We start from the raw sequence: 19838 nt of genomic DNA on the forward strand, positions 1-19838 counted from the left end.
AGACCCGCTTCGCGTTTGGCGCGAGCCGGTTTGGCCGCACTTTTGCCCGACCGTTGATATCGATTGCGGAATCCCGTGTGGTGAAGCTTGTCGACCTTGAGTATCTTGGAACCGCAACGCTAAGCTCGGCGTTGACGGGGCGCAGCTTCAGCGCCTTCAGTTCAGGTTGGTCGCGTCGCGAACCAGGAGATGACCATGCCCGCCAGTTCAACTGCCGCCGCCAAGGAAGCCGAAAAGGCCAAGAGCGCCACCCTGGAAGCCGTCGAGCACGCCGAGCGCAGCTTCGCTCAGGCCGCCGACGCCGCTCGCGTCCAGCTGACCGAAGCCGCCAAGCGCGTCGAAAAGTCGGTGACCGAGGGCTTCGAGACCCTGCGCGCCCAGAGCCGCGCCTATACCGACACCGCCGGCCAGCAGCTGGAAGACGCCCAGCGCTACGCCAGCGAGCGCATCCGCGAACGTCCGATCACCGCTACGCTCGCCGGTCTCGGCGTCGGCGTGCTGATCGGCCTGCTGCTCTCCGGCGGCCGTAGCAACAACCGGTGATTTTCGAAAAGACCCTGATGACGCTGGCGGCGGCCGCGGCGATCGCCGCCGCCGCCGCGGTCGGCGTCGTATCCGCCGCCTTCGCGGTCTATGCCGTGCTGGTCCCGCTGGTCACCCCGGCGGGCGCCGCCGCGATCGTGGCCGCCGTCGCGGCCTTGATCGTCGCCGTCGCCGGCATGGTCGCGGCCCGCAAGGTCGAGGGCAGCCGGAACGCGCACCACAATGCGCCGCCGCAGGCCGGCTTCGACATGACGGCCAAGGTCGTCGAGATCGTCCGTGACCGCCCGATCATGTCGATCGGCATCGGCCTGGCCGCCGGGATCTTCGCCCTGAAGAACCCGACCCTGACCGCCGCCGTGGCCAAGGCCTTCCTGGACCCGAAGCCACCTCAGCGCTGATCGCGCGTTTATTGAAACGCTGACGCCGCCGGGCTCGCTCGGCGGCGTTTTGCGTTCCCAGATTTCCTGGAAACCCCAAGTTTCAAAGGGAATTTCTCAACTAAAGTTGAGCGGGCCGGGCGCCTTTAGACGCTTACGCTTTGGCCGCTCCCGTTCTAGATGCCTTCCGCGCGTTCCCTTCCTCTCCATGGGAACGCCTTCCCCATGGAGTGATCATGACGTACTCGCTGCCGGACCTGCCCTACGCCTACGACGCGCTGGAGCCGACCATCTCGGCCAACACGCTGCGCTTCCACCACGACAAGCACCACGCCGCCTATGTCACGGCCCTGAACGGCCTGCTGAACGGCGACGACCAGGGCTCGCTGGAAAACGTCATCAAGTCGGCCGGTCCGGGCAAGGTGTTCAACAACGCCGCCCAGGCCTGGAACCACGCCTTCTTCTGGGACGGCCTGTCGCCGACCAAGACCGCCCCGGGCGCCGACCTGGCCGCCGCCATCGACAGCACCTTCGGCGGCCTGGACGCCCTGAAGGAAAAGTTCGTCGCCGAGGGCATCGGCCACTTCGGCTCGGGCTGGGTGTGGCTGGTCTCGGACGCCTCGGGCGCCCTGAAGATCATCTCGACCCACGACGCCGAGAGCCCGGTCACGCAGGACCTGACCGCCCTGGTCGTCGCCGACGTCTGGGAGCACGCCTATTACCTGGACTACCAGAACCTGCGTAAGGGCTTCCTGGAAGCGGTGTTCGACAACGTGATCAACTGGACCCTGGCCGACAGCCAGTACGCGGCCGCCAAGTCGGGCGCTCAAGGCTGGGCTTATCCCGCCCCGACCTAAGGTCTAGGGCCTAAGGTCCTCGAATTTCCGGAACGCCCGGCGCGTGGGGCCGTTGTTTCCAAGCGAGACAACAAGCCCCGACAAGCGTCGGGCCAACCCGGAGAGACCCATGCTGAACTGGGCCGTGACCTTCCTGGTGATCGCTCTGATCGCCGCCCTGCTGGGCTTCACCAGCATTGCCGGCACCGCGATCGGCATCGCCAAGATCCTGTTCTTCGTCTTCCTGATCCTGTTCGTGGTGTCGCTGGTCGCTGGCGGCCTTCGCGGGCGCGGCGCGCCACGCTAGGCGGGAACGACATCGAACTGACGAGCGGCGCGGCCTTTTAGGTCGCGCCGTTTTCGTTTCAGCTCCTGCGATCGAAGGCCCAGGTGCGCCAGACGTCGAACTTGCCCTTGTCATAGGCCATGGCCGCCACGCGCACGCAGTGGGGCTCGACCTCGATGACGTTGAAGCCGGGCGCGGCGCCGCGCTCGCGATGGGACAGGGTGCCCGAGCCGACCGCCTGGGTCTTGCCGTCGCCGAACGGGATGGCGGTGACGAACGGCAGGTGGATGTGGCCCGAGAGGATGACGTCGGCGCCGGCGGCGACGAAACGGTTGGCCGCATCGACGCCGCCATGCACCTTGGCGGTCATCGGCCCGCCAAGAATCTCCATCAAGGGATGATGGCAGACCACCACGCGCAGGTCGCCGGTGGGCGCGGCCTCCAGCTCGCGGACAACCCGGCGGATCTGGCCGCCCGACACCGCACCCTTCGACCAATTCCAGCGGATCTGGGCGACGCGGGCGCTGTTCAGCGAAGCGACCGTGATCCCTGGCGTGCTCCAGGACGCGCCGTCCTCGTCGCCGAAGCGGTCCTTGAACCGGCCCCAGCCACGCGTGAACCGCTCGAAGAGCTCGGCGGGCCCGACAAAGGGCGTGTCGTGATTGCCCGGCGCGACGATCTTGGGATCGGGCAGGCGTTTCAGCCAGGCGGCGGCGGCGTCGAACTCGGGGATCTTGCCATCCAGGGTCAGGTCGCCGGCGGCGATGACGAGATCCGGCGCGGCCGCGACGATCCAGGCCGTGGCCGCCTCGACGGCCTCCTTGTTCTCGCCGCCGAAATGGATGTCGGAGACCTGGATGAGCTTCATCTTAGAGTTCGTCTCGCGGGACCAATGCGCGGAACGCCTTGGGCCGGAAGCGGATCGAGACCTCGGGGTCCAGCCTGGCCGGCTCGCCGTCGAAGATCGCGGGGATCCGCCCGCGCGCCCAGACCTTGCCCACCCGGCAACGGCCGACCGACACCGAAGGATCCTCGCGCCACTGTCCCCGCGCGGCGTTGAAGCCCAGGCGGAAGATGTCCAGAGCCCCGGACGGGTCCAGGGCGGCGGCCTCCAGGGCGCGCTCCTCGGCGTCCAGGGCGCTGGAGACCAGCGGGCACATCAGGGTCAGGGCCTCGGCCTTGTCCTTGGGGCGGCCGTCCAGGGTGAAGCGCAGCCGGCCCGAGAAGGCGTTGCGCAGGGCGCGGCGGGCGCGGGCCACGGCGATGGCGGCCTTGCCCTCCCGCGCGGCCTCGCGGGCCGTGGCCCACAGGGCCGGGCTGCCCAGGATGGCGGCGACGAAGAACAGGCGACCGCCCACCTCGCCGCCCGAGATCATTCTGGCCTCGCCGCCGTCCAGGCAGGCCTTCATCGCCGCCTGCCAGTCGCGCTCGCCATAGATGGCGCGCGGCAGCATGTTCATGGTGCCGCCGGGCAGGGGCGCGATCAGCGGGCCGTCAGGACCGGCCAGCTCGGCCGCACCGCGCGCCGTGCCGTCGCCCGCCAAGACCAGCACCGCATCCGGGGCGCCGTCGATCACCGCGCGCAGGCAGTCGCCGATCTCGCCCGGCGCCGGCGCGTGGACAGCGCCCGAGACGCCGTATTCGGCCAGCAGCTTTTCGGCGATCTGCGGCGCGTCGGGACCGACCGATCCGGAAGCCGTATTGGCGATGACGTCGATGCGCTTCACGCAGCGTCCCCCTCTCGTAAAGTCGGGGAGGCAACGGCTTGCCGCGTCCCATGGTTCCGCTTGGCAAACGGAACCGTCCCCTGCCGGAGTCGTTTGCTCGACACGGGGACAGGAAGCTCGGATCGGAGAGCCAACATGAAGATGACCATGATCGCCCTGATGGGCGTGGGCGTGCTGGCCTCGGCCTGCACCTCGACCGGCAATGTCGAACGCAACGCCGCCGGCGGCGCCGCCCTGGGCGCGCTGGCAGGCGCGGTGATCGGCAACAATGTCGGCAGCGGCAGCGCCGGAACCGGCGCCCTGGTCGGCGCGGCCATCGGCGGCACCGTCGGCGCCGTCAAAGGCTGCAAGGAAGATGGCGGTTGCGGCTCGACCTCGGTCAACCGGCGCCAGTACTATGACGAGCGCGCGGGCCGTTACTACTATTACGACTCCCGCAGCGGTCGCTATTATTGGGAAGACGGCGCGCCCCGCTACTAGTCCGCGGTTCGCGACGACGTCCCAAATGAAGGCGATCGGCCCAGCCGGTCGCCTTTCTTATGTTCTGTTCGCAAGCTTCGGAGGGTGGAATGAAAAAGACGACGATCATCGCCTTGAGCGGCGCCGTGCTGGCCCTGGGCGCCTGCGCCGAAACGCAAGGTCCCTGGCGCACCCTGCGCAAGCCCGTGGCCGCCGCCACGCCCGTCTGCGACAACTTCCAGTCCACGGTCTATTTCGAACAGGACAGCGCCGCCCTGACCAAGGAAGCCCGCATGGTCCTGTCGGGCGCCCAGACCCAGGCGCGCGGCTGCACGGTGAAATCGGTGCGGGTGCTGGGCCTGGCCGATGCAGTCGGGGCCCCGCAGGCCAACCTCGCCCTTTCCAAGCGCCGCGCCGAGACGGTGACGACCGCCCTGGCCAAGGTGGGCTTCGCCAAGGTCGATATCGATGCGGCCGCCGCTGGCGACGCCGGCGCCGTGGCCGCCTCGGGCGCGGCTGATCCACTGCGCCGCCGCGCGGACATCCTGTTCGAACTGGCGGCGCCACAAGCCTCCAACTAACCCCGAATTCCCCAGCCTGCTTTCCTAGGCCCTGTGCCGAGGACCCATCGTCCCGCCAGCGCTGCGTCGGCCGTCAGGTCGCCCACGCTGGCGGTGTTCGTTTGGAAGGGGGCCGCCAAGCCGCCCCATGGGTCCTAGGCCCAAGGCCTAGGAAGGCAATGTGGTGGATGGCGTTACAGCCACGAAGGAAAGGCGGGCCGGGGTCCCGGTCCGCCTAAAGTTCGCATCAACAAAGGGGGGTGCGAAGGCGGCAGACTGGCTATCGCCAGTCTCAAGTCGGGGGGGCGTCGCCGCCTTCGCAATGTGAAAACGAGAGATCGCGCAAAGGGTTCCCGCTTCGCGCGATTTTTTTTGCTTGTTTCTTTTTGGCGCTTTTCGCGGGTTTCCAGGTCGCGGATTTCGGAACGACGACGGCGGCAAGACGTTGAAAATCCAGGTGGACATGGGGTCCGCCGGGGATGGGGAGCAACGTCGTGATCCGCACATATGTGGCCGAGCATGGCGGTACGGTTTTCGTTTCGACGCTGAGCCAGCGTCAAAAAAGGATGCGTTCGCGGATCATGGCCCTGGTCGTGATCGCCGCGGTCGGCGCCTCGGCCGGGATGGTCCAGGCGTTCAACGATCGAGACCGTGCGAGCGCCGCCGCCATGTGGACGCCTTAAGGAGGTATGAGATCATGCCCGCCGACATTCATCACGCCGCGCCTGAACACGCACCGCGCTTGAACGCCACCCGCGCCCGCCAGGGGCGCTGGGGCAAGCACGTGTTCTGGGTGCTGATCGTCTCGACCGTTCTGGCCGCCATGGCCCTGTTCGGGGCCTGGACCTGGCGCGCCGACGACCTGGCCTCGGTCGAGGTCAACAACGGCGCCAAGACGCCGGCCGAAGCGCAGCGGTATGACACGCCGCAGCAGCCGGCGAAGCAGACGCCGTAGCCCATATTCCTCTCCCCCTGCGGGAGAGGGTGGCCGCCGAAGGCGGTCGGGTGAGGGGTTAAAGAAAGGATCCGCCGCGATTGGCCTCACCGCCGTCGCGGCGGTTTTCGTTTTGCGCGACCTCTCATCCGGCGCTGCGCGCCACCTTCTCCCGCAAGGGGAGAAGGACAAACGAAAAACGGCCTCCCTTTCGGAAGGCCGTTCTCGGGATCATTCGGGAGTAACCGCCTACGCCGCCTTGGTCTGGCTGCGGCGCGGGTGGAAGAACAGGGCCTGGCCGATCGCCGCCTTCACCGTTTCGGGCTGGAAGGGCTTGGTGATCAGGAAGGTCGGTTCCGGACGCTCGCCGGTAAGCAGGCGTTCTGGGAAGGCGGTGATGAAGATCACCGGCACGTCCATCCGGCCCAGGATGTCCTTGACCGCGTCGATGCCCGACGAGCCGTCGGCTAGCTGGATGTCGGCGAGGACCAGGCCCGGGGTGGCGCGGGCGACGGCGTCGACCGCTTCGCCACGGGTGGCGGCGATGTCGATGACGTCGTGGCCCAATTCCTTGACCAGGGCCTCGATGTCGGCGGCGATGACCGGCTCGTCCTCGATGATCAGGACCTGGGTGGCCAGTTCGGCGTCGATCTCGGCCTGGGCGTCGGCGATCAGGCGTTCGACCTCGCCGAAGTCGCAGTCCAGGATCTGGGCGGCTTCGGTGGGGGTGAAGCCCTCGAGCGCGGTCAGCAGGAAGGCCTGGCGCGAACGCGGGGCGATGCGCAGCAGGCGCTGGGCGGCGTCGTCGCCGGTCAGGGCGCCGTCCTCGCGACGGGCCTCCAGCTGGGCGCCGGAGCTGAGCCAGATGGCATGGAACACCCGATACAGCGCCACGCGCGGCGACAGGTCGGCGTCCAGCGAACGCTCGCCGGCCGCCAGGGCCTCGAGCGCGACGCGGACATAATGATCGCCGGTCGTCTGGTCGCCGGTGAGGGCGCGGGCGTAGCGGCGGATGTAAGGCAGATGCGGCGCCAGCCGAGCAAGAAGACTCATGACCCCTCCCGATGCGGTGTCTTCGAAAATCACTAAACGAACGGCGAAGCTACGCCGTTCCGTCGAAGTCCGATAACGCCCCCTCAACTGAGCGGTTCCGCGAACGACGGAATTTTGACATCCTATGCCCAAGCTTATGGAACTCGCTACGGAAAGCCACGTTGTCGTCTGGCGGAAAGACATTCGGCCAAAGGGGGCGGACGCCGATGCAAATGCAGTTCGGTGTCGAGGACATGATCGAACACGTACCCATGGAAGACAAACGCAAGAGCGCCGCGGCGCTGGATGAAGCCCGTCTGCGCCAGCAGGCGATCGGTGTGAAGCTGCGCCAGATGTTCGACGAGGTCGTCAACGAGCCGGTGCCGGACGAATTCCTCGACATCCTTCGCAAGGCCGAGCCGCCGGCGGGAGGTCGCTGAGCATGAGCGAACCGCAAGTCGGCCGCTCGCCGCCCGATCCCGTCCGCGACAACCAGTTCAAACGCGAGCTGGTCACGCTGATCCCCCACCTGCGCGCCTTCGCCCGCACGCTGACCGGTGATCCCACCGCCGCCGACGATCTGGCGCAGGACGCCATGATGAAGGCGTGGGACGCGCGCGCGTCGTTCCAGCTGGGCACCAACATGAAGGCCTGGACCTTCATGATCCTGCGCAACCAGTTCTATTCCGAGAAGCGCCGCAGCTGGCGCCAGAGCCAGCTGGACCAGGAAGCCGCCGAGCGGACCCTGGTGGCGGTCGACGATCCCGAGGCTCCAGTGGCCCTGGACGAGCTGCGCCTGGGCCTTGGCATGCTGCCGGCCGAACAGCGCGAAGCCCTGATCCTGGTCGGGGCCGGCGGCTTCGCCTACGAGGAGGCGGCCGAGATCTGCGGCTGCGCCGTCGGCACGGTGAAGAGCCGGGTCAGCCGCGCCCGCCGGGCGCTGCAGGCCATTCTCGAGGCGGGCGCCTATGATCGGGACGGCGGATCGGCGGGTGACGCCATGCATGCCATCCTGGCCGACGCGGAGCGGTTGAGCTCTCTACGGTGAATGCCCTCGCCGGCCGCGCCGCGCAGGCCGTAACCTCCATCCGCGTCCGCCTGGCCGTGGCGCTGTTCGTGGCCTTGCTGCCCGTGCTGCTGATCGGCGCGGCGCAGTCGTTCTTCGCCTTCCGGGCCGAGAACGACGCGCGCCGACAGAGCCTGGAGCTGGCCGCCGGTCACAGCGCCACCCTGGCCCGCGCGCGCATCGAGGCCGCCGGCGTCCTGCTCCAGACCTTGGGGCCGGGCTCGGTGGGTCTTGAGTGCGCCCAGCGCCTGGCCGACGTGCGGGCGCGCCTGTCGGGCTATGCCAACCTGATCCGTTTCGACAGCCGGGGTCGCGTGGCCTGCGCGGCGGCCACCACGCCTTTCGACACCCAGCGTGGGGCAAGGGCGTGGTTCCAGGCCCTGCGCAACGGCGATTCGATCGTCGTGGCCAGCGCGCCGGGCGCGGCCTATGCCAACGAGCCGGCGGTGCTGGCGGCGGTGCGCGCCGGCACGCCCGACAGGTTCGACGGCGCCATGGCCGCCGTGCTGACCCTGACCAATCTCAAGCTGGAGACCGCCAGCCGCTTCATGCCCAACGGGGCCGAGGTGGCGCTGGCCGACAGCAATGGCGCCATCTTCGCGGCCACCGACCCCAAGGCCTTCGAGGCGGTCTCGGCCCGTTGGCGCCAGGAGGCGGCCAAGGACGGTTCGGCCCTTTGGAGCGGCCGCGACCAGGATCGTCGAGACCGCACCTATTCGGCCGCGCCGCTGGTGGAAGACGACGTCTTCGTGGTGCTGTCGGCCCCCGCGCCGGGCCTGGTGTCCTGGGCTTCGCTGAGCCCGATCTCGCGGGGCCTGCTGCCCATCCTGGCCTATGTGCTGGTGCTGGCCGCGGTGCTGCTGGTGACCGAGCGCGAGGTCGTGCGCTGGATCGTCTATCTGCAACGCGTCGCGGCCATCTACGCCCGGGGCCGCTTCACCGTCCGGCCGTTGCAGGCCGAGCGCGCGCCGCCAGAGATCCGCGAACTGGCCAACACGCTGGACGCCATGGCGGGCGCCATCGTCACCCGTGACGCCTCTCTGATGGACAGCCTGGCCGAGAAGGACGCGCTGATGCGCGAGATCCATCACAGGGTGAAGAACAACCTGCAGATCATCACCTCGCTGCTGAACATGCAGCAGCGGGCGCTGGCCGATCCGGCGGCCAAGGCGGCGATGAACGACACCCGCCAGCGGATCACCGCCCTGGCCCAGATCTACCGCGCCCTCTACCAGGGGCCGGACCTGAAGCGCGTCGACCTGCGGCCGTTCCTGGAGGAGCTGACCGCCCAGCTGCTGGCCAACGACATGACCACCTCGCCGCTGGTGCGGACCGAGGTGCATGCCGACCCGCTGGTCATCGATCCCGACCGCCTGGCCCCGATCGCCCTGTTCGCGGTCGAGGCGATCACCAACGCCCAGAAGCACGCCTTCGGCCCCAATGGCGGCAAGCTGGAGGTCGGCTTCCACGTGCGGGGCGAAGAGGCCGAGCTGTCGATCAGCGACGACGGTCCCGGCGCGGCCGAAAGCCTGGGCGGCGGGGTCGGTCGCACCCTGATGACCGCCTTCGCCCGTCAGCTGCGCGGCAAGGTGACGTTCGAAAGCCATGAGCCGCGCGGCCTGACGGTGCGGCTGATCTTCCCGACGCCGCAGGTCGTCGACGCGGCTGCTTGATTTCCGGAACCCAGCTTCGCCGCTGACGTTCTCTGGGGGCACTTATTCACACGCGCCCCACCGCTCACGGACCGGGGCGAATTGCGGAGAAAACAATGCGTAAGCTCGTGATTATCGCCGCCGCCCTCGCGTCCCTGTCGGTCGCGGCCTGCAACACCGTCGAAGGCGCCGGCAAGGACGTCTCGTCGGCCGGCAAGGCCGTCAGCGACACGGCCAAGGACGTCAAGTAAGGCGCTTTGCCTTACGGATTTCGAGAGGCCCGCCGGTTCCGCCGGCGGGCCTTTTGTCTTTCAGCGGCTGACGAACTGTTTCGCCATTGCAACCTTAGGGCGGTTGTCCGCCATCGGACTGAAAAACTGCGCGCTCAAACTCCCGGTGCAGGTCGAGGGGAACTGGGCGCTTGTCCGCCAACAACACCGTTTTTGTACACAGCGGCTGGCGCTGCTCCAGCACCTACGTGTGGAATCGCTTCCGGGCGCTGGCGGGCGTGCGCGCCTATTACGAGCCCTGGCACGAGCAGCTGGCGCGGGTGACCGCCGAAACGATCAACGCCGAAACCCCCGACAACAGCGGCCTGCGCCATCCGGGTGGGACCGATCCCTATCTCAAGGAATTCGAGGTCGTGCTGGACCCGGCGGGCGGTCTGAAGGGCTTCGAGGCCGGCTTCGCCCTGGACCGCTTCTGGATTGAGCCGGAGGCCAGCGACCTGGCGCAACAGGCCTATGTCGAGGGCCTGATCGGCGCGGCGCGCGAGCGCGGCGAAACCCCTGTGCTGGCCTGCTGTCGCACCCTGGGCCGGGTGGGCTGGCTCAAGCGCCGGTTTGGCGGCTTCCACGTCATGCTGGTGCGTGACCCCGTCCAGCAGTGGCTGTCGTTCTATTCGCTGCGCAAGCGGCCCCGGCCGACCTATTTCGAGCTTTGCCACTACGTGCTGCTGTCGGAGATGGCTGGGGCCGAGGATCTCTCTCGCATCTTGCTAGGCCAGGATTTCGACGGGGAAGGCTCGCTGGACCAGCGACTGGCCGCCGTGCGCGGGCGGCTCAAGCGCGCCCCGGCCAGCGTCTCGTTCCAGGCCTTCCTGGCGGTGTGGCTGCGTTCCTACCTGAAGGCCCTGCCGGAAGCCGATCTCGTCGTCGACGTCGACCGCCTGGCCCGCGACCAGGCCTATGCCCGCGAGATCGAGGCGGCGATCGAAGCCGGCTCGGGCCTGCGTCCCGACTTCTCCGACTGCCGCGCCCCTGCGCCGCACGGCATCGCCCCGCCAGTGCAGTGGCGCAAGGCCGCGCGCGAGGTGGTCGACCTGATGGACCTGCACGGCGCGATCGTCGGGCACGAGGCGCACCCGATCCTGTTCCGCAAGCTGGCGCCGGCCTTCGCGGCGGTGACACCCGCGCCGGTCAGCGGCGTGAAGAAGCTGGGAGAGGCCGTCGGCGGCCTGCTGGGCGGGGCGGCGGTGACCCGTCGCGCCCCCGCCAAGGCCTATGCCGCCGCGGCGGCCCGTACGGACGGATCGCGCAGGTAGATCCCGGCGCCGCCCGGCGCGGCGGCCAGGACGTCGTCCATGTCGCCGATATCGTCTTCCGGATCGACCACCAGCACGCCGTCGTTCGGCAGCAGCGCCGTCAGGGCCTGCACCACCTTGCCCCGCAGCGCCGCGTCCATGCCGCGCAGCACGCCGCGCAGCAGGATGACGTCGAACCGGCCCATGACCGACAGGTCGGCCAGCAGGTTGATCCGCTTCCAGCGCACCATCTGGCGAATGCGCGGCGAGATCGCCCAGGTGTCGTCGTGGTTCTCGAAATACTTGATCAGCAGCCGGATCGGCAGGCCGCGCTGGACCTCGAACTGGGTGTAGATCCCGGCCTGGGCCTTTTCCAGCGAGCGCTCGGACAGGTCCGACCCGAAGAATTCGAAGCGCGTGCCGGTCGCCAGGCCCGTGGCCTCGTTGGCGGCCATGGCGATCGAATAGACCTCCTGGCCGGTGGCGCAGGCGGCGCTCCAGATGCGGATCGGGGCCTCGCGGCGGCGCTGCGACAGGGCGGGCAGCACCTCGTCGCGCAGCTGGGCGAACGCCTCGCGGCCGCGGAAGAAGGTGGTCTCGCTGCGGCACAGGGCCTCGACCACGGCCCAGATCAGGCGCTCTTCACGCTTGGCGCGCAGGGCCGCGATCAGGGCGTCGATCGAGTCGTAGCCCTCGCGCCTCGCCAGCGGCGAGAGGCGGCTTTCAACCAGGTAAGGCTTTTCGGTCTCGACCCGCACGCCGGCGCGGGCGCGGCCCAGGGCCGCCAGCAGGTCCATGTCCTCGGGCGTCACAGCAGGCCCGCCTCGGCGAACTTCGCCTCGATGATGTCGCCGTCGAACGGCTTCATGATGTACTCGTCGGCCCCGGCTTCCAGGGCGGTGCGGATATGGTCGGCGCTGTTCTCGACCGTGCAGAAGATGACCTTGGGCGCGGTCCCGCCCGGCTCGCCGCGCAGCTGGCGCAGGAACTCGATGCCGTTCATCACCGGCATGTTCCAGTCGAGCAGCACCGCGTCGGGCATGGCCGCGCGGCACCACGCCAGGGCCTCCATGCCATCGGCGGCCTCGGCGATCTCGAAGCCGATGTCCTCGAGGACTCGGCGGGCGACCTTGCGGATCACCCGGCTGTCGTCGACCACCAGACAGGTCTTCACGGCATGCTCCAATTCAGGCCGCTATCGTGCGAGCGGTCTGGTTAAGGAGCGGTTTGCCTCAACCCGGATCGGGGTGCGGCAAATGTAACTTTTACAGTGAAGCTCGAGGGTTACGCCGGGACCCACGCCGCGATGCTGGCGCGTTCCTCTCCGATCTCGACGGCGATCTGGCCGCCGGCCGCGCGGACCAGGGCGTTCAGATAGGCCGCCTGGACCCACGGACCGCCGAGCCCTTCCGCCAGGGGCTCGCCCTTCAGGCCAGCCAGCACTTCGGGACGCAGGCGGGCGCGAGGACCGGCCGCGTCGGCGATGATCGAGAACCGGCCGTCGGCGGCCACGCCCTTCACCGTCGCCACCCCGCCGGCCGGCAAGGCGCTGGCGGCGATCTGGGCGATGTTGAGGATGGCGCGCGAGGACGGCTTGTTCATCGCCTGCGGCTCGATCTGCCAGTCCAGCGTCGGGCGCACGTGGGCGAAGACGCCCTGGGCCAGCTTTTCCAGCTCGCGGGAGTCGAAGTTCTCGGCCGAGGCCGAGGCGCCGAACGCCACGCGGGTGAATTGCAGCAGGTCGGCCAGCTTGCGGGCCGACGAGGCGATCAGGCCCATGGCGTCGTCGCGCATGTCCTGGGCGGCCGGATCGTCCAGCAGATCGAGGCCCGAGACGATGGCGCTGGCCGGACTGATGAAGTCGTGGCACAGGCGCGCGGCCAGCATGGCGGCGAAGTCGGGGCCTTGGACGTCGGTTTCGGGCGACGCGGGCGCAGGAGTCTCGGAGACGATATCGGTCATGGCGGCGAACTCTGCCGTGATTTGAGGCTTTGGCAAACTGGGCGGGTCCTCTAAGGAAAGCGCCCGTGATCGATCCGTTTCTAGAACCCGGCGTTTTGGTGCGCCACCCCGGCCAGCCCGATTGGGGCCTGGGCCAGGTTCAGTCCGTGATCGGACACCGCGTGACCGTCAATTTCGAAGACGCCGGCAAGCAGACCATCGACGCCACGCGCGTGCGTCTGGACTTCGTCGGCGACGACCCCCGGGGATCAGAATGAGCGAAAATCTCGCCGATTGGGGCCGCGCCCTGGCCAAGATCACCGAGGAAGCCGCGGTGGTCATCCTGCCGTTCTGGAAGACCGAACTGGCCGTGGCCCAGAAGGCCGACGAGAGCCCGGTCACCGAGGCCGACCGCGCCGGCGAGCGCCTGATCCTGGCGCGCCTGGCCGAGCTCTATCCCGACGTGACGGTGATCTCCGAGGAACATGCCGCCGAGTTCGGCACGCCAGACGAGGTCGGATCGCGCTTCTTCCTGGTCGATCCGGTCGACGGCACCAAGGCCTTCGTGCGCGGCGATCCCAACTTCACGGTCAATATCGGCCTGATCGAGAACGGCGTGCCGGTTGCCGGCGCGGTCTGCGCCCCGGCCACCGGCGAGGTCTGGTACACCACCGCCGAAGGAACGATGAAGCGCACCGGCGTCGACGGCGTCGAAGCTCCGGCCCGCGTGCGGCCCTGGCCGAAGGGTCAGGCGCTGGGCCTGGTCAGCCACACGATGCGCGAGGAAAAGGCCGCCGAACTGGCCGCCGAATACGGCTTCGACCTGCGCAGTCCCATGGATAGCTCGATCAAGATGTGCCGCATCGCCGAGGGCTCCGCCGACATCTATCCGCGCCATGGCCCGACGTCCGAGTGGGACACCGCCGCTGCCCACGCGGTGCTGGTCGCCGCTGGTGGCTCCTTCACCCAGCCGGATGGCTCGCCCTTCCTCTATGGCAAGGCCGACCAGGCGTTCCGCAACGGCTGGTTCGTGGCGCGCGGCTAGGCCACGGCCTCTTCGGCGACCGCTTCAGGCGGCGTCGTCAGGATCGTGCCGACCGAGGCGGCGACGATGGCGGCGATGGCCAGCCACTGGGTCGCCGACAGATGCTCGTGCAGGATGACGAGGCCCGCCAGCGCCCCGACCGCCGGCTCGACGCTCAGCATGACGCCGAAACTGCGCTTGGGGATGCCGCGCAGGGCGATCATCTCCAGCGAATAGGGGATGGCGCTGGACAGCACCGCCACGACCAGGCCCAGGGCGATCAGGTGCGGCTGGAACAGGGCCGCGCCCGCCGTGAACAGGCCCACCGGTGTGACGAGCAGGGCCGCCGTGGTCATGCCCAGCGCCACCGAGCGTCCGGCGTGCAGGTGGCCGATCCGCTTGCCCAGGATGATGTACAGCGCCCACAGCACCGCCGCCGCGCAGGCATAGGCGACGCCGACGGGGTCGAGGTGCGTCGCACCCGGCTCGATCGGCAGCAGCAGAACCAGGCCCAGCACCGCCAAGCCGATCCAGACGAAGTGGATCAGCTTGCGCGAACTGGCCACGGCCAGGGCCAGCGGGCCGCAGAACTCGATGGCGATGGCCAGGCCCAGCGGAATGGTGCGCAGGGCCATGTAGAACACCAGGTTCATCACCCCGATCGCCGCGCCGTACAGGGCGACCTTGCCGAGGTCGGCGCGGCTGATCGGATGCCGCCACGGCCTCCAGACGATCAGCAGGATCAGCGCCGCGAAGAACACCCGATAGGCCGTGACGCCCTGGGCGCCGACCAGCGGAAACAGGCTCTTGGCGAACGAGGTCCCCACGCACAGCGTGACGATGGCCCCAAACAGGGCGGCGTAGGGGAGGAGATGCGGACGGGCGGACATGGGCCGCTTTTTAGGGGAGGCGTCGCGCCGTCGCCAGGATTACTGGCCCCCTCCGCGCCTACGGCGCTCCTCCCCCGGAGGGGGAAGAAGGCCGCGGCATCCCTTCTTCCCCCTCCGGGGGAGGAGGATGCGCAGCATCCGGAGGGGGCGAGGGACCGAAGTCGCCTACTTCTTCACCCAGCCGCCATCCAGCGGCTTCCAGAACTGGCCGGGGGCCAGGCGGCTGTAGAGCTGCTTGGCGGTGGCCTGGCCGGCGGCTTCGGGGGTCACGCCGGTCTTGGCGGCGATGTCCTTGTAGGCGGCGGCGCGGCCGGTGTTGATCTCGGCGACCGAGGAACGCAGGCCAGCGTCGCCGCCGGCCACGATGCCCAGATAGCCGTCGGCCTGCTCGCCGACCGTGCCGGCGGCCTTGGCGGCGTCGACGGCGGCCTTGGCGGCGGCCGATTGAGCGAAGGCCGGAGCGGAAACGGCTGCGAGGGAGAGGCCCAGCGCCAGAACCGTCATCGTCTTGCGGATCATGTCGGTTCCTTTCCTAGAACAGGTTCGGGTTCTGCTGGATCAGCGACTGGACTTCCTTGTCCAGCCGCACGCGCACGTCGGCGTCCAGCTTGGCGTAGATGTTGATCGGGTCGACCTTCACGCGGACGGTGGGCGTGCAGGCGGCCGCGCCGAGCGCTCCCGTCGCGACGAGAGCCAGCAGGATGGCGCGCTTTGTCATGCGTGTAGTCTCCAGTTCGTACGCAGGATGACTGGTCACGGTTGAACCGGACCTGAACGAGGTTGCGTCGCGCTCGCCTCTTCCTCGGCGAACGAGCGGCGCCAGGCCGCCAGAAGCTCGTCGAAGTTCAGCGACGTGTCGAGGGTCAGATCCACCGGCGTCTTGGCCGGCAGGGCGATGCGCTTGTCGAAGGCCTTGCCGCGCAACAGGTCCAGGATCCCGACCCGGGCCTTTTCGGCGACCTTCGGGTCATGCTCGCCCTTGATGTGGAACAGGATGCCCAGGCGCCCCTTGTCGGTGCTGTTCACGCCCGCTTCCAACTGGTCGAAGGCCAGGTTCTCCATGGCCTGGTAGGCGAAGTCCTGGATGGCGTTGACCTGGGCCGGCTGGGCGGGCGGCGCGCCGGGACTGTCGGCGGGGCTGGCCTCGACGCCGGTCAGGGCCGCGCGAGCCAGCTCGATGCGGCCCGGCTGGATCGCTTTGATCTTGCCGTCCTGGAACCGCAGCCCCTCGGGACCGAAGGTGAAGGGCAGGCGGCCATCGACCACGGCCTGGGCCTTGACCTTGTCGCCCAGGGACGAGGCGGCCAGCACCTCGCCCAGATCCAGGTGCTCGATGACGATGACGCCGCTGATGGTCTTGCCCGGCTCGAACGGCACGTCGGTGGGCTCGATCGATATGCGGCCCTTGGCGGCCTCGAAGCTGGCCTTGGAGACATGCAGGGCGTCGGCGCCCAGCTGGAACACTGACTCGATGGCGGTCAGCGGCACCAGGCTGTCGATCTTGACGATCTTCAGGCTTTGGTCCGGCGCGGTGGTCAGCGGCGCCAGGCTGGTGAAGTCGACGCTGCCGTCCAGGGTGGCGACGAAGCCGATGGGGCTGGTGAAGTCGATCTTGTCGGCCACCAGGCGGCCCCGGCTGGTCGCCCCTTGCGCGTCCCAGGCGAAGACGCCGGTGAAGCTGGCCGGGCCTTGGGCGTTCTGGGCGAAGGCGGCCATCGGCGACAGCTCGGCCGGCTGCAGGCCGCCCTTGGCGAAGGCCAGCTTGCTGGCGTCGATGTCGGCCTGGCCCTTGCCCGTGGCCACCACGTGGCGCAGGCGGATCTCGCCCAGCGGCGCGCCGACGGGCGTGGTCGCCTGGAAGGTTCCGCTCCAAAGTCCGCCCGACAGGCCCAGCGAGCCCTTGGCAAGAATGGTGTTGAAGCGTTTGCTGGCGGCGACGTCCGAGACCGCCGCGCCATCGATGCGCACGGTCGAGCGGTCGAAGCCGCCGGCCCCGCCGAAGGTCGCCTCGCCTTTGATATTGGCCAGTTTCGCCTCGGCCACGGCCAGGTCGCCCTCGCCGCCTTCGAAGCGCAGGGCCGCGCTCCAGCCATTGGCGCCGGCCGTGACCAGCGGCGCCTTGCTCGGACACAGCTGGGCCTTGATGGCGGTGACGGGGCTGTCGCCCAGGGCGTAGGCCTTGGCGGTGACGGGAACGCACTTGGCCGTCGTCAGGGTGAAGCGGCCGCCGGCGATGCGGGCCTGGCCGTCGACCTGGCCGGTGACGCCTTCGATCGGCGGCAGGTCGAAGTTTTCGGTGGCGATCGACAGGCGCGAGGTCATGACGCCGCCGGTGCTCTTCCAATCGGGCGCGGCGATCTTCACGACCGGCAGGCCGCCGCCCGACAGCGCGGCGCGGAGGGTCCCGCGCGCGGCGTTGGCGCTGGCGTCCATCGACGCGCTGGCGGTCAGGAGGACGCCGTTGGGCGCGGACAGCCGCGCGTCCTGGCTCATGGTCAGGCGCGTGCGGCCGCCGTTGATGTCCAGACCCACGGCGGGCAGCGACAGGGTGAAGGTCCGCAGGGCCTGGGCCAGGGGCTTGGCGTAGGCGGGATTGGGGATCAGGGCCGCCAGGCGCTGGGCGTCGGGACCCGACACGCCGCTCTGGCCGCCGGCCGAGCCGTTCAGCGCCAGGATCAGCCTGCCGGGACCTTGGTCGATCTTGCCCTTGGCGTTCAGTCGCGCCGAGGACAGCGCCAGAGCGCCGCCAGCCAGGCGGGCGGCCGTGGCGTCGATGGCCAGCGGTCCCTTCACGGCCAGGCCTTGGGCGTCGGTGTTCAGGGTCAGGCTGTCCGAGACGGTCGTGGCGCGCAGCTCACGCACGGCGGTCCCGGCGGCGACGGCTTCACCGGCGCGCAGCTCGACGCGGGCCGCGCCACGGGCGTTCATCCGGCCGTCGGTGCGGCCGGCCGTCACGCGCTCGAACGTGTAGGTCAGGCCGGCGTCGCGGGCGTCCAGGGTCGGGGCCGAGAGCCGTCCGCCACGCAAGGCGCCGCGCGAGCGGCCCAGGAAGGCGAAGCGCTGCGGCCCGCCGTCCAGACGTCCGGTCAGGGAGAGGTCGCCCGCCAGGTCTTCGGCCTGGCTGTCGCCGATCCGCCCGCCGCCTGCCCGCAGATCCAGGCGCGCTTCCACGAGGCCGCTTGCCGTGAGCTTGGCGAGATCCGGATAGGGCAGGTCGGCCGACAGCTTGGCGGCGGCGTCGGACAGGTCGGCCTGCTCGCTCTCAAGGCTGTCGAGGCCCAGCGAGACCTCGATGCTCAGGCGGTCGCCGCGCTTGCGGGCCGAGACGGTCGCGCCTTTGCTGTCCAGGACAAGGTCGCGGACAGCGTAGTGCAACGGCGCCAGGCGGCCGTCGAAGCGCAGCAGCTGGCCGTCGTCCAGGCTGGCGTCGCCGGTGATGCGGGCGCGGCCGCCGGGGGTGACCAGATCCAGCCGCGCGTCCTCGACCAGCACGGCCGGGCCGGGGACGCCGGGTTGTTTGGGCGACTTCAGGAACTCGTCGAGCAGCGGTTGCAGAGCGCCGAAGCGGACCTGGCCCTTGGCGTCGATGCTGGCCAGCACGCGGGGGCGGACCAGGCGCACGGCCTTGGTCTGGATGCCGAACTTTTCGCCATTCCAGGGGGCGGCCAGATCGTAGGCGACCTCCAGCCGGTCGGCGGAGAAGACGGGATTGTCGCGCGCGCCCAGGCGGACCTTGCCGGTGAAGCCGGTGGCGTCCAGGTCGTCCAGCTCGACGGCGGCCTCGATCCCGTGATCGCGCAGCCAGGCCTCGGCCAGCTCGCGGCTGATCTCGCGCCGGCCCGACCAGATGACCAGGCCCGTGGCGATGAAGGCCAGCATCGACAGCGACACGGCTTCCAGGCCCAGATCGACCAGGCGGTCGCGATCCCACGCTCGGCGGAGCGTCGTCTTGCTGTCGGGGGCGGTCGAGGGTTCGGCCATCAGGTCCTAGTCGTTCAGATCCTAAAGAAGCCCCCCGGCTCAGCTTAGATCCCTATTTTGAAAAGCCTAGGACGTCCTGCATGTCGTAGAGGCCAGGCGGCTTGCCCTTGACCCAGACGGCGGCGGCGATGGCGCCGCGCGCGAACAGGCCCCGGTCGATGGCCGAGTGCGACAGGGTCAGGCTCTCGCTCTCGCCGGCGAAGATCACGCTGTGCTCGCCGATGATCCCGCCCCCACGGACCACCGAAAAGCCGATCGCGCCCTCTTTACGAGGACCCGTGACGCCGTCGCGGCCCCGGTCGGCGACCTGGCCCAGGCCCACGCCGCGCCCTTCGGCGGCGGCCTCGCCCAGCATCAGGGCCGTGCCCGAAGGGGCGTCGATCTTGCGCTTGTGGTGGGCCTCGTAGACTTCGATGTCCCAGTCCTGCGCCGGCAGGGCGGCGGCGGCCTGGCGCACCAGGCCCATCAGCATGTTGACGCCCATCGAATAGTTGCCCGAGCGGACGATGGCGATCGTCTTGGCGGCTTGGTCGATGCGCGCCAGCTGTTCGTCGGAGAAGCCGGTCGAGCCGATGACCAGGGCCGGCCCGTTGTTCGAGGCGGCGATCTCGGCGAGATCGACCGAAGCTTCGGGCAGGGTAAAGTCGATCACCACGTCGGACAGCGACCGCGCCGTCTCGTGGCCGACGAGATCGGGACCTTCGACGCCCGGGCGCTCGAAGCGCGCGGCCACGACGGCGTCAGCGCGGCCTTCCAGGGCCTTGGCCACGGCCTGGCCCATGCGGCCGTTGGCGCCGGCGATCGCGATCTTCACGGGCTGGGACAAGGGACTTCCTCTTACGCTCAGTAAGATTCCTGATCGCCATTCCAGACCCAAAGGTCAACCTCGCGCGGCCTTCCCGAACGTCAGCAAGCTTGACGCAACGCCAATCCCAACAAGCGTTTGCTGGGATTTTCGCACGCAAGCCCGGTTGTGACGCTCCGCACCCATCGCTACGCTGAGCAGGC

The 19838-nt window shown here is 69.2% G+C and carries 26 protein-coding genes; 15 read left to right on the forward strand and 11 right to left on the reverse strand.

Going from position 1 to position 19838, the window contains the following annotated elements; all coding sequences use genetic code 11:
• Positions 1-195 precede the first annotated feature (195 nt).
• From J7528_RS17245 to J7528_RS17260, 4 genes are all read left to right on the forward strand, one after another.
• Positions 196-543: a hypothetical protein gene (locus tag J7528_RS17245; RefSeq protein ID WP_291876841.1), complete on the forward strand. Its 348-nt coding sequence runs from the start codon at positions 196-198 to the stop codon at positions 541-543.
• Positions 540-941 carry a hypothetical protein gene (locus J7528_RS17250; RefSeq protein ID WP_291876843.1) on the forward strand — a complete coding sequence of 134 codons (402 nt, stop codon included), beginning with the start codon at positions 540-542 and terminating at the stop codon, positions 939-941. Before J7528_RS17245 ends, J7528_RS17250 begins: the two co-directional genes overlap by 4 nt.
• 215 nt (positions 942-1156) lie before the next feature.
• On the forward strand, positions 1157-1777 hold the full coding sequence (locus J7528_RS17255) for a superoxide dismutase (RefSeq protein WP_291876844.1): 621 nt from the start codon (positions 1157-1159) through the stop codon (positions 1775-1777).
• A gap of 109 nt (positions 1778-1886) precedes the next feature.
• The gene (locus J7528_RS17260; RefSeq protein ID WP_291876845.1) at positions 1887-2063 is read left to right on the forward strand and encodes a DUF1328 domain-containing protein; all 177 of its coding nucleotides are present in this window, start codon (positions 1887-1889) and stop codon (positions 2061-2063) included.
• A gap of 58 nt (positions 2064-2121) precedes the next feature.
• Here J7528_RS17260 and J7528_RS17265 read toward each other — a convergent pair whose 3' ends face one another.
• Positions 2122-2910, reverse strand: coding sequence for a metallophosphoesterase (locus J7528_RS17265; protein WP_291876847.1), 789 nt, complete (start codon positions 2908-2910; stop codon positions 2122-2124).
• Between the two features lies 1 nt (position 2911).
• Positions 2912-3769, reverse strand: coding sequence for a diacylglycerol kinase family protein (locus tag J7528_RS17270; RefSeq protein ID WP_291876848.1), 858 nt, complete (start codon positions 3767-3769; stop codon positions 2912-2914).
• Between the two features lie 135 nt (positions 3770-3904).
• Here J7528_RS17270 and J7528_RS17275 point away from each other — a divergent pair, with 135 nt between their 5' ends.
• The 4 genes from J7528_RS17275 to J7528_RS17290 all read left to right on the forward strand — a co-directional run bounded on the left by J7528_RS17275 (position 3905) and on the right by J7528_RS17290 (position 5743).
• Positions 3905-4249, forward strand: coding sequence for a glycine zipper domain-containing protein (locus tag J7528_RS17275; RefSeq protein ID WP_291876850.1), 345 nt, complete (start codon positions 3905-3907; stop codon positions 4247-4249).
• 89 nt (positions 4250-4338) lie between these two features.
• Positions 4339-4809 carry an OmpA family protein gene (locus tag J7528_RS17280; RefSeq protein ID WP_291876851.1) on the forward strand — a complete coding sequence of 157 codons (471 nt, stop codon included), beginning with the start codon at positions 4339-4341 and terminating at the stop codon, positions 4807-4809.
• Positions 4810-5282: 473 nt separating this feature from the next.
• Complete coding sequence (locus J7528_RS17285; RefSeq protein WP_291876853.1) at positions 5283-5471, forward strand: hypothetical protein; 189 nt, start codon at positions 5283-5285, stop codon at positions 5469-5471.
• Between the two features lie 14 nt (positions 5472-5485).
• Positions 5486-5743 (forward strand): hypothetical protein, encoded by a 258-nt coding sequence (locus J7528_RS17290; protein ID WP_291876854.1) that lies wholly within the window; start codon positions 5486-5488, stop codon positions 5741-5743.
• A 228-nt stretch (positions 5744-5971) separates the two neighbouring features.
• Here J7528_RS17290 and J7528_RS17295 read toward each other — a convergent pair whose 3' ends face one another.
• Complete coding sequence (locus J7528_RS17295; protein ID WP_291876856.1) at positions 5972-6775, reverse strand: response regulator; 804 nt, start codon at positions 6773-6775, stop codon at positions 5972-5974.
• A gap of 233 nt (positions 6776-7008) precedes the next feature.
• On the opposite strand from J7528_RS17295, the gene J7528_RS17300 reads away from it, so the two are divergent.
• The 5 genes from J7528_RS17300 (at position 7009) to J7528_RS17320 (ending at position 11015) form a co-directional block, all read left to right on the forward strand.
• A complete protein-coding gene (locus J7528_RS17300; RefSeq protein ID WP_081612907.1) occupies positions 7009-7194 on the forward strand; it encodes a NepR family anti-sigma factor in 186 nt (61 codons plus the stop codon).
• Positions 7195-7196: 2 nt separating this feature from the next.
• On the forward strand, positions 7197-7802 hold the full coding sequence (locus J7528_RS17305) for a sigma-70 family RNA polymerase sigma factor (RefSeq protein WP_291876858.1): 606 nt from the start codon (positions 7197-7199) through the stop codon (positions 7800-7802).
• Positions 7799-9493 carry a sensor histidine kinase gene (locus tag J7528_RS17310; RefSeq protein WP_291876860.1) on the forward strand — a complete coding sequence of 565 codons (1695 nt, stop codon included), beginning with the start codon at positions 7799-7801 and terminating at the stop codon, positions 9491-9493. The genes J7528_RS17305 and J7528_RS17310 overlap by 4 nt, the downstream gene beginning before the upstream one ends.
• Before the next feature lie 95 nt (positions 9494-9588).
• Positions 9589-9723 carry an entericidin A/B family lipoprotein gene (locus tag J7528_RS17315; protein WP_099575337.1) on the forward strand — a complete coding sequence of 45 codons (135 nt, stop codon included), beginning with the start codon at positions 9589-9591 and terminating at the stop codon, positions 9721-9723.
• 170 nt (positions 9724-9893) lie between these two features.
• On the forward strand, positions 9894-11015 hold the full coding sequence (locus J7528_RS17320) for a hypothetical protein (RefSeq protein WP_291876864.1): 1122 nt from the start codon (positions 9894-9896) through the stop codon (positions 11013-11015).
• Here the strand turns inward: J7528_RS17320 and J7528_RS17325 are convergent.
• The 3 genes from J7528_RS17325 to chpT all read right to left on the reverse strand — a co-directional run bounded on the left by J7528_RS17325 (position 10973) and on the right by chpT (position 12956).
• Positions 10973-11806: a protein-glutamate O-methyltransferase CheR gene (locus J7528_RS17325; RefSeq protein WP_291876866.1), complete on the reverse strand. Its 834-nt coding sequence runs from the start codon at positions 11804-11806 to the stop codon at positions 10973-10975. The two genes, J7528_RS17320 and J7528_RS17325, sit on opposite strands and share 43 nt — an antisense overlap.
• A complete protein-coding gene (locus J7528_RS17330) occupies positions 11803-12180 on the reverse strand; it encodes a response regulator (RefSeq protein ID WP_291876867.1) in 378 nt (125 codons plus the stop codon). Before J7528_RS17330 ends, J7528_RS17325 begins: the two co-directional genes overlap by 4 nt.
• A gap of 98 nt (positions 12181-12278) precedes the next feature.
• Positions 12279-12956 (reverse strand): histidine phosphotransferase ChpT, encoded by a 678-nt coding sequence (chpT, locus tag J7528_RS17335; protein WP_291876868.1) that lies wholly within the window; start codon positions 12954-12956, stop codon positions 12279-12281.
• Between the two features lie 65 nt (positions 12957-13021).
• Here chpT and J7528_RS17340 point away from each other — a divergent pair, with 65 nt between their 5' ends.
• Both J7528_RS17340 and cysQ read left to right on the forward strand, forming a co-directional pair.
• Positions 13022-13213, forward strand: coding sequence for a DUF3553 domain-containing protein (locus J7528_RS17340; RefSeq protein WP_291876870.1), 192 nt, complete (start codon positions 13022-13024; stop codon positions 13211-13213).
• Positions 13210-13980, forward strand: coding sequence for a 3'(2'),5'-bisphosphate nucleotidase CysQ (gene cysQ / locus J7528_RS17345; protein ID WP_291876872.1), 771 nt, complete (start codon positions 13210-13212; stop codon positions 13978-13980). The genes J7528_RS17340 and cysQ overlap by 4 nt, the downstream gene beginning before the upstream one ends.
• Here cysQ and J7528_RS17350 read toward each other — a convergent pair.
• The 5 genes from J7528_RS17350 to dapB form a co-directional block, all read right to left on the reverse strand.
• A complete protein-coding gene (locus J7528_RS17350; RefSeq protein ID WP_291876874.1) occupies positions 13977-14849 on the reverse strand; it encodes a DMT family transporter in 873 nt (290 codons plus the stop codon). The two genes, cysQ and J7528_RS17350, sit on opposite strands and share 4 nt — an antisense overlap.
• 165 nt (positions 14850-15014) lie before the next feature.
• On the reverse strand, positions 15015-15368 hold the full coding sequence (locus J7528_RS17355) for a DUF1318 domain-containing protein (protein ID WP_291876875.1): 354 nt from the start codon (positions 15366-15368) through the stop codon (positions 15015-15017).
• A gap of 13 nt (positions 15369-15381) precedes the next feature.
• On the reverse strand, positions 15382-15567 hold the full coding sequence (locus tag J7528_RS17360; RefSeq protein ID WP_291876877.1) for a YnbE family lipoprotein: 186 nt from the start codon (positions 15565-15567) through the stop codon (positions 15382-15384).
• A gap of 35 nt (positions 15568-15602) precedes the next feature.
• A complete protein-coding gene (locus J7528_RS17365; RefSeq protein ID WP_291876879.1) occupies positions 15603-18830 on the reverse strand; it encodes a YdbH domain-containing protein in 3228 nt (1075 codons plus the stop codon).
• A gap of 52 nt (positions 18831-18882) precedes the next feature.
• Positions 18883-19656 carry a 4-hydroxy-tetrahydrodipicolinate reductase gene (gene dapB / locus J7528_RS17370; RefSeq protein ID WP_291876881.1) on the reverse strand — a complete coding sequence of 258 codons (774 nt, stop codon included), beginning with the start codon at positions 19654-19656 and terminating at the stop codon, positions 18883-18885.
• Positions 19657-19838: the final 182 nt, after the last annotated feature.

It is taken from the genome of Caulobacter sp., assembly GCF_017744445.1.
In the GTDB taxonomy this organism is placed as follows: domain Bacteria; phylum Pseudomonadota; class Alphaproteobacteria; order Caulobacterales; family Caulobacteraceae; genus Caulobacter.